At 34.2% G+C, this 13,861-nt stretch carries 11 protein-coding genes; 9 read left to right on the forward strand and 2 right to left on the reverse strand.

Annotated elements, in window-relative coordinates:
* Positions 1 to 49: 49 nt before the first annotated feature.
* From atpE to atpG, 5 genes are all read left to right on the forward strand, one after another.
* Positions 50 to 244 (forward strand): ATP synthase F0 subunit C, encoded by a 195-nt coding sequence (atpE, locus tag BK054_RS05800; protein WP_006257837.1) that lies wholly within the window; start codon positions 50 to 52, stop codon positions 242 to 244.
* Positions 245 to 338: 94 nt separating this feature from the next.
* Positions 339 to 839 (forward strand): F0F1 ATP synthase subunit B, encoded by a 501-nt coding sequence (locus BK054_RS05805; protein ID WP_006257836.1) that lies wholly within the window; start codon positions 339 to 341, stop codon positions 837 to 839.
* 13 nt (positions 840 to 852) lie between these two features.
* Positions 853 to 1,389, forward strand: a complete 537-nt coding sequence (gene atpH / locus BK054_RS05810) for an ATP synthase F1 subunit delta (RefSeq protein WP_006257835.1) — start codon at positions 853 to 855, stop codon at positions 1,387 to 1,389.
* A gap of 41 nt (positions 1,390 to 1,430) precedes the next feature.
* Positions 1,431 to 3,005 (forward strand): F0F1 ATP synthase subunit alpha, encoded by a 1,575-nt coding sequence (gene atpA / locus BK054_RS05815; RefSeq protein ID WP_006257834.1) that lies wholly within the window; start codon positions 1,431 to 1,433, stop codon positions 3,003 to 3,005.
* Positions 3,006 to 3,070: 65 nt separating this feature from the next.
* A complete protein-coding gene (atpG, locus tag BK054_RS05820; protein WP_006257833.1) occupies positions 3,071 to 3,931 on the forward strand; it encodes an ATP synthase F1 subunit gamma in 861 nt (286 codons plus the stop codon).
* Between the two features lie 435 nt (positions 3,932 to 4,366).
* On the opposite strand, the gene BK054_RS05825 is transcribed toward atpG, so the two are convergent.
* Positions 4,367 to 5,431 carry an endonuclease gene (locus tag BK054_RS05825; protein WP_006257831.1) on the reverse strand — a complete coding sequence of 355 codons (1,065 nt, stop codon included), beginning with the start codon at positions 5,429 to 5,431 and terminating at the stop codon, positions 4,367 to 4,369.
* 134 nt (positions 5,432 to 5,565) lie between these two features.
* Here BK054_RS05825 and BK054_RS05830 point away from each other — a divergent pair, with 134 nt between their 5' ends.
* The gene (locus BK054_RS05830; RefSeq protein WP_006257830.1) at positions 5,566 to 8,376 is read left to right on the forward strand and encodes a TonB-dependent receptor; all 2,811 of its coding nucleotides are present in this window, start codon (positions 5,566 to 5,568) and stop codon (positions 8,374 to 8,376) included.
* An 11-nt stretch (positions 8,377 to 8,387) separates the two neighbouring features.
* Complete coding sequence (locus BK054_RS05835; protein ID WP_071307057.1) at positions 8,388 to 10,409, forward strand: DUF5689 domain-containing protein; 2,022 nt, start codon at positions 8,388 to 8,390, stop codon at positions 10,407 to 10,409.
* Positions 10,410 to 10,507: 98 nt separating this feature from the next.
* Here BK054_RS05835 and BK054_RS05840 read toward each other — a convergent pair whose 3' ends face one another.
* Positions 10,508 to 11,266, reverse strand: a complete 759-nt coding sequence (locus BK054_RS05840; protein ID WP_006262514.1) for a 5'-methylthioadenosine/adenosylhomocysteine nucleosidase — start codon at positions 11,264 to 11,266, stop codon at positions 10,508 to 10,510.
* Between the two features lie 502 nt (positions 11,267 to 11,768).
* Here BK054_RS05840 and ricT point away from each other — a divergent pair.
* Together ricT and BK054_RS05850 are read left to right on the forward strand one after the other, a co-directional pair.
* Positions 11,769 to 13,370 carry a stage 0 sporulation family protein gene (gene ricT / locus BK054_RS05845; protein ID WP_006257827.1) on the forward strand — a complete coding sequence of 534 codons (1,602 nt, stop codon included), beginning with the start codon at positions 11,769 to 11,771 and terminating at the stop codon, positions 13,368 to 13,370.
* Complete coding sequence (locus BK054_RS05850) at positions 13,357 to 13,851, forward strand: gliding motility lipoprotein GldH (protein ID WP_006257826.1); 495 nt, start codon at positions 13,357 to 13,359, stop codon at positions 13,849 to 13,851. The genes ricT and BK054_RS05850 overlap by 14 nt, the downstream gene beginning before the upstream one ends.
* Positions 13,852 to 13,861: the final 10 nt, after the last annotated feature.

Genomic DNA, 13,861 nt, shown 5'->3' on the forward strand with positions numbered 1-13,861 from the left:
TAAATTAGAATAAAAATAAAATTTGTTTAATTAATATAAATCAATCACTATGACATTACCAAACATTATTGGTGCAGGTTTAATCGTAATCGGAGCTGGTTACGGATTAGGAAAAATCGGATCTTCTGCAATGGACGCTATCGCTCGTCAACCAGAAGCTGCTGGAAAAATCCAAACTGCAATGATCATTATTGGAGCTTTATTGGAAGGTTTAGCATTCGGTGCTTTAATCTTAGGTAAATAATCCAAGACAAGTAAAAGAGTTTATCTGTAACGGTTGGTTGCAGATAAACTTCTTAATTAAACAACATAGGTATTAAAAAGTATAATTTTAGATAATGGATAAATTAATTAACGATTTCGGTTTTGGATTATTTTTCTGGCAGTTCATCATTTTATTGGTGATTGTATTCATCCTAGGAAAATTTGCATGGAAACCAATTGTAAATGCTTTAGAGGCTCGTGAAGAGGGTATCGCTGATGCATTAGCAGCTGCTGAAAATGCTAAAAGAGAAATGGCTAATTTAAAAGCTGATAACGAGAAATTATTAGCAGAAGCTCGTGCTGAGCGTGATGCTTTAATTAAAGAAGCTCGTGAGATTAAAGAAAAAATGTTAGCTGACGCTAAAACTGAAGGTGAAGCTGTAGGAGCAAAAATGATTGCTCAAGCAAAAGCTGCTATCGAAAGTGAAAGAGCTACTGCTATCGTTGAGTTAAAAACTCAAGTTTCTTCTATTTCTATTGAAATTGCTGAGAAATTATTAAAAGAACAATTAGCTAACACTGAGGCTCAATCTAAATTGGTTGAGAAGATGTTAGACGAAGTTAAATTAAACTAATAAAAGGATCATTATGGTAAGCACTAGAGCAGCTGCAAGATATGCAAAAGCAATGCTAGAAGTTTCTGGTCAAAAAGGAAATGCTGAGGCTATTAATAGCGATATGATCTTGATCTCTGAATCAGTATCTCAAAGTGAAGACTTAAAAGTGTTTTTAACTAATCCTATCGTGAGTGGTGAGATTAAATTAAATGCTTTGTTAGAAGTATTCGCTAATGTTGATCAAAGTACTAAAGAATTGTTTAAAGTGCTTAAAGCGAACAATAGATTTGAAATCTTAGGTACGGTCGCTTTACAGTTTCAAGAGCAATACGAAGCTTTGAAAGGTATAGAGAGAGTTGTAGTTACTACGGCTGTTCCAATGGATGCCGCTTTAGAGAGTAAAGTTTTATCTAAAGTTCAAAGTTTAGCTCCTGGAAAACAAATTGTTGTTTCAAATATAGTAGATGCTTCTATCTTAGGGGGATTTATCTTGAAAATGGGAGATAAACAGTACAATGCTTCAATAGCGAATCAATTACAAGTTTTAAAAAGAGAATTAACTAATTAAAAAATCACCGCACGAATGTTCGTGTATAAACATAGATAAAAATGGCGGAAATTAAACCAGCTGAAATATCAGCGATTTTAAAGAAACAATTATCTGGATTTAGCTCAGAGGCTTCTTTAGAAGAAGTAGGAACAGTACTTGAAGTAGGAGATGGTGTTGCTCGTGTATACGGGTTAACAAATGCTGAATACGGAGAGCTAGTTGTATTCGAGAATGGACTAGAAGCAATGGTACAGAACCTTGAAGAGGATAATGTAGGTATTGTATTGTTAGGAGCTCCTACTGGTGTTAAAGAAGGATCTACAGTAAAAAGAACAGGTCGTATCGCTTCACTTAAAGTAGGTGAGAAAATGGTAGGACGTGTTGTTAATACATTAGGTCTTCCAATCGATGGTAAAGGTGCTATCGAAGGTGATTTATATGAGATGCCATTAGAGCGTAAAGCTCCTGGGGTAATCTACCGTCAACCAGTAACTGAGCCGTTACAAACAGGTATTAAATCTGTTGATGCCATGATTCCAATCGGACGTGGACAACGTGAGTTAGTAATTGGTGACCGTCAAACAGGAAAAACAACTGTTTGTATCGATACTATCTTAAATCAAAAAGAATTTTACGATGCTGGACAACCAGTATATTGTATATATGTAGCTATTGGACAAAAAGCTTCTACTGTAGCAGGAATTGCTAAAACTTTAGAAGATAAAGGTGCAATGGACTATACTATTATCGTAGCTGCAAATGCTTCGGATCCAGCTCCAATGCAAGTTTATGCTGCAATGGCTGGAGCTGCTATCGGAGAGTACTTCCGTGATACAGGACGTCCTGCATTAATTATCTATGATGATTTATCTAAACAAGCGGTAGCTTACCGTGAGATGTCATTAATCTTACGTCGTCCACCAGGTCGTGAGGCTTATCCTGGAGACGTTTTCTACCTTCACTCAAGATTATTAGAGCGTGCTGCTCGTATTATCGGTGATGATGAAATCGCTAAGAACATGAATGATTTACCAGAGTCTATCAGACCATTCGTTAAAGGTGGTGGTTCATTAACTGCTTTACCTATTATCGAAACTCAAGCTGGTGACGTTTCTGCTTATATCCCAACTAACGTAATTTCGATTACTGATGGACAGATATTCTTAGAGTCTGATTTATTTAACTCAGGTGTTCGTCCAGCTATTAACGTTGGTATTTCTGTATCTCGTGTTGGAGGTTCTGCTCAGATTAAATCAATGAAGAAAGTAGCTGGTACTTTAAAACTTGACCAAGCTCAATACCGTGAGTTAGAAGCTTTCGCTAAGTTTGGTTCTGACTTAGATGCTGCTACAATGAACGTTATCTCTAAAGGACAACGTAACGTTGAGATCTTAAAACAAGCTGTTAACGATCCATATACTGTAGAGGATCAGGTAGCTATTATCTATGCAGGTTCTAAAAACCTTCTTAGAAGCGTACCAGTATCTAAAGTAAAAGAGTTTGAAAAAGACTATTTAGATGCTTTAAACTCTCGTCATAGAGATGTATTAGATCAGTTAAAAGCTGGTAAATTCACAGACGAAATTACTGCTGTGCTTGAGAAAGTAGCTAAAGAAATTTCTGCAAAATATTAAGAAATAATGTTTGTCTACAAGTGTTGATTATCTTCACTTGTAGATAAATTTATATACAATTTACAATGGCAAACCTTAAAGAAATACGTAATAGGATTTCATCAATTGGATCAACAATGCAGATTACATCTGCTATGAAGATGGTATCTGCAGCTAAGCTTAAAAAAGCTACTGATACTATTATGGCTATGCGTCCATATTCAGAAAAGTTGACTGAATTGATTCAAAATGTTAGCGCAACTTTAGAGGGTGATAATTCAGGAGTATATTCTCAAACTAGAGAGGTTAAGAATGTTCTTCTTGTGGTTATTACTTCAAACAGAGGTTTGTGTGGTGGTTTTAATGCGAATATTATTAAACAAATTAATACACTTAAAGCTACTCAATATAAAGACGTTAATGTTGATTTATTGACAATTGGTAAAAAAGGTCACGATATATTACGTAAATCTTTTACTGTAATTGAGAATAGAAGTGATTTGTTTGATCATGTAGATTTTGCAAATTGTGCTGTTATAGCTGAACAAATGATGGAAGCTTTCGTTGAAGAGAAATATGATTCAATTCAGATCGTTTACAATCAGTTCAAAAATGCTGCTACACAAGATGTAGTAACAGAGCAGTTTTTACCATTGTTACCAGTGGAATCTAGTGAAAATGCTAGTTCCGACTATATTTATGAGCCTTCTAAAGAAGAGATTATTAATACATTAATTCCTCTTTCTTTAAAAACTCAATTATTAAAAGCTGTTGCAGACTCTGTAGCTTCTGAACATGGAGCTCGTATGACTGCAATGCACAAAGCAACTGATAACGCTAAAGACTTACGTGATGAATTAACGTTAAGTTACAACAAAGCTCGTCAAGCTGCTATTACAAATGAAATTCTAGAAATTGTTGGTGGTGCTGAGGCATTAAACAACTAATCTGAATATTATACTTTTAGAAAAGGGATACTCGTCTGAGTATCCCTTTTTTTGTGTTATTAATAGATTTAAGACGTTTTTTGACATGTGCTGTCTGTTTGTTTGTCGATTGACGGAAAAGAGCTTAGAAAGCTTTTAATGTAGTTAGTTAGTTAGTTAGTTAGTTAGTTAGTTAGTTAGTTAGTTAGTTAGTTAGTTAGTTAGTTAGTTAGTTAGTTAGTTAGTTAGTTAGTTAGTTAGTTAGTTAGTTAGTTAGTTAGTTAGTTAGTTAGTTAGTTAGTTAGTTAGTTAGTTAGTTAGTTAGTTAGTTAGTTAGTTAGTTAGTTAGTTAGTTAGTTAGTTAGTTAGTTAGTTAGTTAGTTAGTTAGTTAGTTAGAGTCAATAAAAAAGCCGTTTAAGATGTCTTAAACGGCTTTATACTTATATTAAGTAATGTTATTTTAATTCTCTAATTAGATAGATATAAACAGGGAAGTGGTCACTGTAACCTGGTTCTCCATTAGTATTTCTAAGAGGATAACCTTTATATTGTCCTGTTGGTTGAACCATAAATGGTTTTTTATAGATTTTCGCTTTCCAGTATGCCCATGATGAGTAATCATCTCTAACATAAGGCTCGCTAATTACCATTTGGTCAAAAACATCCCATGCATCACGGTAAGCTAATGTCCCTAATCCATCTTTTGACATTTTTTCCATTGGATTAAAAAGACCTTGTGGAGTAAGTTCAGATTTTTTACCAGCTGTTTTCAGTACTTTTTTCATACTGTTATTGTATGGACCGTCATTCATATCTCCCATAGTGATTACTTTCGCATTTGGGTTGATAGTGTATAATGAATCGATGATTTTTTTGTTTAATGCAGCAGCAGCTTCACGTAATGGGCTACTTCTTTTCTCTCCACCCACTCTAGAAGGCCAGTGATTTACGATGAAGTGTACTTCCTCTCCATCTAAAAGACCTGTTACTAACAGCTGATCACGTGTGTAGATACGAGTACCTTTTTCTCCTGTATGTTTGTCTACTTTATTCATATCGTAGATATAAAGAGGATGCGGAGTCGCATTAGTTACAGAGAAGTGTTTTTTCTGATATAACAATCCTACATCAATACCACGCTTGTCAGGAGAGTCAAAGTGCGCTATACCATAATCTCCAGGTGCAAGTTGTGGGTCGCGTACTAAGTCTTCTAGAACTGCTCTATTTTCAACTTCAGCAACGCCTATTACTGCAGGCATTTTAGTGTTTTCGTCCGTACCAATCTGAGACATAACTTTCGCAAGATTGTGGATTTTCTTTTGGTACTTTTTAGATGTCCAAGCTTGTGCTCCTGTAGGAGTCCACTCTTCATCATAAATTTTAGGGTCTCTAATTGTATCAAACAAGTTCTCGCAGTTGTAGAACGCAATTGTTTGAATCTCATACTTTTTCTCTTGTGCTTGTGCTCCCATTGTGATAAGAGCAAACAACAAAATGATTCTTTGAAGTTTGATGTGCATGACTAGGTTAATTTAAGTAAAGAATTGTCTTATTTCTTTGACAAAAATAGCTAATATTATTATAATAACATACCTTTGTATTAGAAATAACCTTACGGTGTTTCTTAACATAGCACTTTAATCATTTTTAATTTATGAAGAAACTTTTATTTAGTTTGTTCTTTGTGTTGCAGGTAGTTATATCTTATGCACAAGGAGTTCAGGAAATTAAAGGGAAAGTTGTGGATGGTACCACTCAGATGCCGATGAATGCGGTATCTGTAAGAGTACAAGCTACTACCACTTCCTCTTTAACAGACAATGAAGGAAGATTCACTTTAGAAAATGTTAAAACGGGTAACCATGATGTTGTAATCTCTTATGTGGGATATGTAACAAAGCGTTTACCTGTAGAGGTAGGTGATGGCATCATCGACCTTGGTACAATTTCTTTAGACGAGGATTTCGCTTCTATTGCAAATTTAGGGCTTATTACACTTACGGAGAATGACCTAAGTGATGATGACTCTAGTAACGACACTTCATCAGGTTTGTTACAAGCTACAAAAGACCCTTTCCAACAAGCAGCAGCTTATAACTGGGGGTCTGCATTCTACAGATTGCGTGGACTTGATAACGAATATGGTAAGACAATGATCAATGGGGTGGTGATGAACAAAGTTCATGATGGTCGCCCACAATGGGGGAACTGGGGAGGTCTAAATGACGCTACTCGTAACCAAGTTTTCTCTTCAGGATCTACTCCTTCAGATTTCTCTTTTGGTGGAATCTTAGGAACACAAAACATCACTACAAGAGCATCTCAAATCAGAAAAGGTGCTAAAGCTGGTTTCTCTGGTTCTAATACGAACTATACTTGGAGACCTTACGTTATTTACTCTTCTGGTTTAGATAAGAATGGATGGGCATTTGCTTTATCTGCATCTTATAGAGGAGCTAAAGAAGGTTATTTTGATGGAACGAATTATGATGCACTATCTTTATTCGCTGCCGTTGAAAAGAAATTTAATGATAATCACAGTTTAAACTTTACAGCTATTTATGCTCAAAATAAAAGAGGGAAAAACTCTCCTATTACAGATGAGCAAGCTGATTTAAAAGATTTTAAATACAATTCATACTGGGGATATCAAAATGGAGATAAAAGAAATTCTCGTTATAAAGATGTTTCTGAACCAATCTTCCAATTGACACACTATTGGAAAATAGATGAGTTAAATAACTTAACGACAACTGCTTCTTATCAATTTGGACATATTGCTAACAGTCGTTTAGGATACCAAGATAATTTAAATCCAGATCCTACATATTATCAAAGAATGCCAAGTTTCGCTTTAAACAAGACGGATCGAGATGATATCAGAAAATGGACTCCAGATAGAGATGGTGCAAGAGAAGCTGCTAATTATTTTATAGGGAATGGACAGTTAGATTGGGAATGGATTTATGGAGTAAACCAAAATTATGCTGATAGTCGTAGTAGAATTGTATTGTATGAAGACCGTCAAGATGATAAAACATTTTCTTTTAATACTAACTTAAAGTCTGTATTATCTGATCATGTTACTTTAGATGCAGGGTTTAATTATAGAAGAGTACATTCATCTTATTATAAAAAGTTAGTTGATTTATTAGGAGGAGATTACTATTTAGATATTGATACATATCAAAAAGGAGATAATGCACATAGTGATTTAAATAATCGTAATCGTAAAGTTGGTGAAGGTGATAAATTCGGATACAACTATACTGTAGATTCAAATATTATAGATGTATTTACACAGTTCAATTTTGATTATGATAAGTTTGATTTCTATATAGCACAGAAGATAGGATATACTTCTTATGAGAGAGATGGGAAATATAAAAATGGTGTTTATGCTAACAATTCTTATGGAAAAGGTGGTTTAGTAGATTTTAATAACTTCGGATTTAAAGGAGGAGCTACTTACCATATTACTGGGCGTCATGCTCTTAATATGAATGTTGCGTACTATAATCAAGCACCATCTATTAGAAATACTTTTGCTAATGGACGTGTAAATAATTTAGTTACTAAAGACTTAACGAATGAAGATATATTTAGTGTTGATGGTAGCTATATTGTTAGAACACCTAAGTTAAAAGCTCGTGTTTCTGGATACTTATCTGAGATTAAGAATAGTACTCAAGTTAATTTCTATTATGCTGATGGAGCAGGTGTTATGAATGCTGAAGGAGAGTTGTATAATGGAAATGGTTCAACATTCGTATCAGAGATATTAACAGGAGTGAATAAGCGTAATATAGGATTAGAGCTTGGAGCTGAATATCAGTTAACTCAAACATTAAAGGCAACAGCTGCAGCAGCTATAGGACAATCTTTTTACACAAATGATCCTACTCTTCGTTTAAATTCTGATAACGTAGCTAAGAGTTTCGACTATGGTAAATCTTATTTAAAAAATTATAAAGTAGCGAATGGACCTCAGACAGCACTGTCTTTAGGACTGGAATATAGAGATCCAGCTTATTGGTGGGTAGGAGCAAATGTTAACTATATGGATAATGCATATACGAATGTTTCTGCTTTAAGAAGAACAGATAACTTTGCTACTGAACCGTTGTATCCAGGTCAATCTTTTGCCGATATTAATCAAGCAGATGTGGATAGAATGCTTAAACAAGAGAAGTTAGCGGACTTTACTGTATTTAATATTACAGGAGGAAAATCTTGGAGATTACCTAATAGAAACCTAATTGGTTTCTTTGCTAGTATTAATAATGTATTCAATAGACATTATAAAACTGGTGGGTTTGAACAAGCAAGAAATGCTAATTATAAGCAAGAAATTATTAATAATGGGCAACTAGTAAACGAAGGTCATGGATATAATACTTTCGGAAACAAGTACTGGTACGCTTATGGACGTAATTTCTTTGTAAATGTTTATTACAACTTCTAATTCTTAGAACAATGAAAACAATTTTTAAATCAATTTTATATATATCATTTGCCAGCCTTCTTGCTGTAGGTTGTGCTAAAAATGATGATTTTACGACACCTGATGCTACACATTGTGATGAGCCTCAGATAAAAGCAAATAAAACGATAGAGGAAATTTTTAAACTTTCTTCTACTACTAAAAAAGCATATGAGTCTTCAACAGAAGATTTTATCTCTGGAGTAGTTGTTTCTAGTGATGAAGGAGGTAACTTCTATAAAGATTTATATATCGAAACAATAGATGGAGGTATTGCTGCTCGTGTAAAAATTAATAGAGGAGGAACATATGGACTTTATCCTGTAGGTAGAGTAATTCATATTCGATTGAATGGATTATTTACTCAGATAGATAATGGTGTACTAGCTATTGGTATTAATGATCCTGCAACTAATTATACTGGAGGAATAACTAATATACCTAAGCATATTTTTAGATCTTGTAAAACAATTACAGGAGATGACTTTAATAAGACATATAATCACGTTGTTAGTTTAAAAGAAGCGATTACTGATAATTATTTAGGTAAACTAGTTACAATTACGGATGTACAGTTCAAGGAAAAATTCTGGGACAAACCATTTTGGGATGAAAATAATTTAGTGTCTCCTACAAATAAAGCTACAAATGTAGAAATTGAATCTAAAGAAAGTGTTACTGCTAATGTTATTTTTAGAGTAGCTGAGCAGTCTAGTGGGTTTAAAAATCATAAGGTTCCTGCTAAGAGCGGTACTATGACTGGGGTAATGACTAAATTCTCTAAAGATTATCAATTTGTGCCTCGTACTATGGTTGACTTAGTAGGATTGGATAAAGACCCTTTCAAAGGGAATACTGGAGGTAGTGAAGAAGGAAGTTATGATGATCCTAATATGAAATTAGAGTTAGGAAAATATCTTGCTTTCCCTGGTGCTAACTTTGATAAATGGGAGGACTTTACATCTGTAGTGAATAGTTATGGATTGAAGCATGTTGCTTTAGCTGAAAAACAGGGATGGAATAATACTAATGGAATGAGCATTAAAGCTACTCCTAGTGGTAATGATTTCTTATTTACTTTAGAAAAAGTTAAGAATGTACCTACGGGAGCAACTAAATTATCTTTCTTAGTAAAAGGAACTGCTGGAGCTTCTTTAGTACCACTTATGTATAAAGCTGATGGAAAATCTTATGTAGCTTATAATGTAGGAAATCTATCTGTGCATAGAGTTGTTAAAGCAAATACTACACCTTTAGGGAATAATACTACTCCAGAATATAAAGGTAATATCGACACTAAAGGACAATGGGTAAAAGTTGTTCTTGACTTGACTTCTGCTCCAGAAGGTTCAGGATATAATACTTCAGGAGTTGGTAATTTCTTTGCTATTAAGGTTGGAAAAGAACAAGCATATGATTTAATCATTGATGAAATTCGTTTTGAGGATGGTACACCTGGAGATGGAGGTACAACTGAGCCAGAAGTTCCTGCTGGTGACTTACCAGAAGCAAAAGCACTTGTAGAAAATTTTGAAAAGAAATTTACTAAGGAAGATAGAGCTAGTAGTTATGATGCTAAGGAATTAGATTTTGAAATCGGAAAATGGTCTTTCTCTGATAGTGGTGTTTATTCGGACGCTAATGATTTAAAATCTTCAGGAGAACAATCAATAAGATTTCGTGGAAACGATAAAGCAGAAGCTTTTTTAGAATCAAAGTTTGTTGTTACAGGTTTGAAAAAAGTAGAGTTCCAATTTGGTGGGGCTACTTTTAAAGAAGATCCTGACGCAGACAAAGAGATTGCAGTAGAGTTCTTTTATTCAATAGATTCTGGTAAAACATGGAAGTTAGTTGGGAAAAAAGTTGGAAAAAGAGGTGAGTTAATTACTGCTTCTTTTGATATTGCAGCAAAAGCAACTGATAAAGTATCTATCAAAATACAAAATGCTTCTTTTGTAAGAAGTACAAAAAATAGACTTAGAGTTAATATTGATGATATTAAATTCATTAAGTAGTTAAATTCTGATTTATAAATAAAAAAGCTCGGCTATGCCGAGCTTTTTTTATGTTCTTTACTTAGAGTGTATTCTAGAATTATTGTTTTAGAATAGGACTAAAACATCTTATTGATGATCTCTTGACCATAAACCAGAGATACTTCTTCAACGAATGATTGAAAGCTAAAGCTTGCCTCTTCATTTGCGTTATCGGAGATTGTACGTATCACAATAAACGGTACTCCAAACTCAAAACAAACCTGAGCTACTGCAGCTCCTTCCATTTCTACACATAATACTTCTGGTAATTGTGACTGAAGATTGTTTTTTTGTTCAGATGTAGAGAAGAATTGATCCCCACTAGCTATTGTGCCATAATGAACAGTAGGTTTAGTAATATTAAATTTAGCTAACTCTGATGGTGTAATTAGTTGGTGTAGATTCTCTAGCCCAAACATATTCTCTATATGCTTACAAGTCTCTTTTGACCAATCAGTATCAGTTTCAAAATACGTTTTACCTAGTAGAGGTATTTCAAATTTTGGTCTTAGAGGAGAAGCATCCATATCATATTGTACCAAATCCTTTGCTACGACTACATCACCTACTTTTACATTAGGGTGAATACCGCCAGCTACACCAATAAAAGCAATACGATCTACTTTAAACTCTAATAAAAGTGTTGCCACAGTTGCAGCAGCTGCTACCTTACCAATGCGAGAGTAGACTATAACTACTTTTTGGTTATTAATATAACCTTCATAGTAAGTGCGATTACCTATTTTTCTTTCAGTTTTATCTCTTAGTTGAGTGATAATTCCATTTACTTCTTGTGGAATTGCCCCTAATATACCTATCGTATTTGTTGAGTGCATAAGTTTAGTACTATTTTGAGTAACCAAAATTACGAAAATTATATGCAACCTATTTTGATAGTTATTGAAGTAGTGTATTTCCTTGTCGAATACATGTAGAGTCCGTGCAATATTCTGGTTAATAGTAGGTTTTTTAGCAAGAATACAATTATAATTGCCATCGAATTATGCATTGAGATAGGTATGATAATTTTTATAAAGAGTTATTAAAAGAATGTTTTAATGATAAGATAACCATGTTAAGTTGTATTTCTTTTTATATCTTGTCATTTCTGATGTTTAAAAAGATATTTTTTTAGGACAAATCAAGGTCAAAATACAATGTAAAGTAAGGTGTAGATGTGCGCTGTAGTCTTTTTTAAATAAGATAATTAAGCGAAATAGGATGTGAAATAGTTGTATAATAAAAAATTATTTAAGAGAGATGTAAAAATAGTATCTTTACAGCGAGTAAATAAATGCAATAATTCCCGAAAGGGATTCAATATATAAAAATTATTAGATGGCTTGTACAAATTGTTCAACAGAAAAAGATAGTAGTGGGCTCCCGAAGGGATGCCAGAATAAGGGGACGTGCGGAACAGACGGCTGTAATAAATTAGCAGTTTTTGATTGGTTGTCAAATATGGTTTATCCTAATGGCACCGAAATATATGATATAGTAGAGGTTCGTTTTAAGAATGGTAGAAAAGATTTTTATCGATACCCAAAAGAGATTGCAATCTCTATGGGAGATATCGTAGCTACAGAATCTTCTCCTGGACATGATATTGGTATTGTTTCATTAGTAGGGGAGTTAGTGAAAGTGCAGATGAAAAAGAAAAAAGCTGATCCTAATGGAGAGGTTTTAAAAATCTACCGAAAAGCAACTCAAAAAGATATTGATATTTGGCAAGAGGCACGTAATAGAGAAGAGACCGTTAAAGTTAGAGCTCGTGAGATTGCTATAGCTTTAAAATTAGAGATGAAAATCTCTGATGTAGAGTTTCAAGGTGATGCTTCTAAGGCTACTTTTTATTATACAGCGAGTGAACGTGTAGATTTCCGACAGTTAATTAAAGACTTTGCCAGAGAGTTTAGCATTCGTATAGAGATGAAGCAGGTTGGGTTTAGACAAGAAGCTGCTCGACTAGGTGGAGTGGGGTCTTGTGGACGTGAATTATGTTGTTCTACTTGGTTAACTGACTTTAGAAGTGTAAATACCTCTGCAGCACGTTATCAACAGTTATCACTTAATCCGCAAAAGTTAGCAGGACAGTGTGGTAAATTGAAATGTTGTTTAAACTTTGAGCTAGATACGTATCTAGAAGCCTTAAAAGATATGCCTGATTCTGATACAAAACTAATGACTGTAAAAGGATTAGCAATATGTCAGAAGATAGATATATTCAAAGGACAAATGTGGTTTGCTTATATTAATAATTCTGCAAATTGGTATGTACTGTCTACTGAGATGGTGAAAGAGATTCTTGCTTTGAATAGAAAAGATCAGAAAGGACAAGAGCTAGAGAGTTATATGCTGGAAGTAGAGTGCGAGGAGATAGACTTTAACAATGCATCTGAACAAGATAGCGTTACTCGTTTTGATCAGCCTAAACGTAAGAAAAAGCCATCTAGAAATAATAAGAAGAAGGATGGGCAGGCTAGAGAGGGACAAGAAACTCAGGCACCTAATACATCTCGCGAGAAAACATCTAATGGGGAGGCACGTAATAATAAGCAACCTAAACAAGGTGAAAGAGAGCCTAGAGATAAGCAACAATCTCGTAATAGAAACAAGAATAGAGCAGAGGGAAATAAAGAGAGAGAAGGTGTAAATCTTGAGAAACAGAATACGGGAGAACAAAAAAATACTCGTAAAGAGGTAAAAGGAGGGCCTAGAGAACAGAAAGGTCCTAGAGAACCTAGAAATGAAAATAAGGGGCCGCGAGAGGGCAAACCTCATTTTAAGGAAAAGAAGAAACCTGTAGAGGGATCTAATGAAGGAGGTACTGATGGTGAAGGGACTGCTAAGGCAAAACAACATCATAAAGGCAACCGCCCAAATAGAAATAAACGATTTAAAAAAGATAATAATAGTGACAATTCTAATGCAGAGAATTAGTAGTTATTTATTGGTGTTAAGTGCTGTGATGCTCTTTGTTGTATCTTGTCAGAGAGATACGAATATGGTCTTTGACCAATATCAGAAGACTTCAGGTGCTTGGGATAGAACAGATGTAAAAACATTTGTGTATGACGTGCATGATACAGTACAGCGTCATAATCTTTATTTGAATATAAGAGTGAATAAGAACTATCCTTATAGTAATTTATTTGTTATTTTTAAAATGCATCAACCTAATTTAGATGTCGTGATAGACACCCTACAGTTCCAAATGGCTAATCCAGATGGGACGTTATTAGGAAATGGTTTTTCTGATGTAAAGGAGAGCAAACTAGAATTGAAAGAAGACCTTGCTTTTCCTGTTAAGGGAAGCTATAAGTTTACTATAGAACAAGTTGTTCGTGAATTAGGAGAAGTAGAAGGAGTTAATTCTTTAGAAGGGGTTTCAGAAGTAGGCTTTCGTATAGAAAAACAATAATAGAATAATA

Source organism: Myroides sp. ZB35 (assembly GCF_001865835.1).
GTDB classification, from domain to species: domain Bacteria; phylum Bacteroidota; class Bacteroidia; order Flavobacteriales; family Flavobacteriaceae; genus Flavobacterium; species Flavobacterium odoratimimum.

Bases quoted from the DNA above. Each gene is read 5' to 3' on its own strand.
- atpG (WP_006257833.1), top strand. From the start codon at position 3,071: ATGGCAAACCTTAAAGAAATACGTAATAGGATTTCATCAATTGGATCA.
- atpH (WP_006257835.1), top strand. From the start codon at position 853: ATGGTAAGCACTAGAGCAGCTGCAAGATATGCAAAAGCAATGCTAGAA.
- BK054_RS05825 (WP_006257831.1), bottom strand. From the start codon at position 5,431: ATGCACATCAAACTTCAAAGAATCATTTTGTTGTTTGCTCTTATCACA.
- BK054_RS05840 (WP_006262514.1), bottom strand. From the start codon at position 11,266: ATGCACTCAACAAATACGATAGGTATATTAGGGGCAATTCCACAAGAA.
- BK054_RS05835 (WP_071307057.1), top strand. From the start codon at position 8,388: ATGAAAACAATTTTTAAATCAATTTTATATATATCATTTGCCAGCCTT.
- BK054_RS05850 (WP_006257826.1), top strand. From the start codon at position 13,357: ATGCAGAGAATTAGTAGTTATTTATTGGTGTTAAGTGCTGTGATGCTC.
- atpE (WP_006257837.1), top strand. From the start codon at position 50: ATGACATTACCAAACATTATTGGTGCAGGTTTAATCGTAATCGGAGCT.
- BK054_RS05830 (WP_006257830.1), top strand. From the start codon at position 5,566: ATGAAGAAACTTTTATTTAGTTTGTTCTTTGTGTTGCAGGTAGTTATA.
- ricT (WP_006257827.1), top strand. From the start codon at position 11,769: ATGGCTTGTACAAATTGTTCAACAGAAAAAGATAGTAGTGGGCTCCCG.
- atpA (WP_006257834.1), top strand. From the start codon at position 1,431: ATGGCGGAAATTAAACCAGCTGAAATATCAGCGATTTTAAAGAAACAA.
- BK054_RS05805 (WP_006257836.1), top strand. From the start codon at position 339: ATGGATAAATTAATTAACGATTTCGGTTTTGGATTATTTTTCTGGCAG.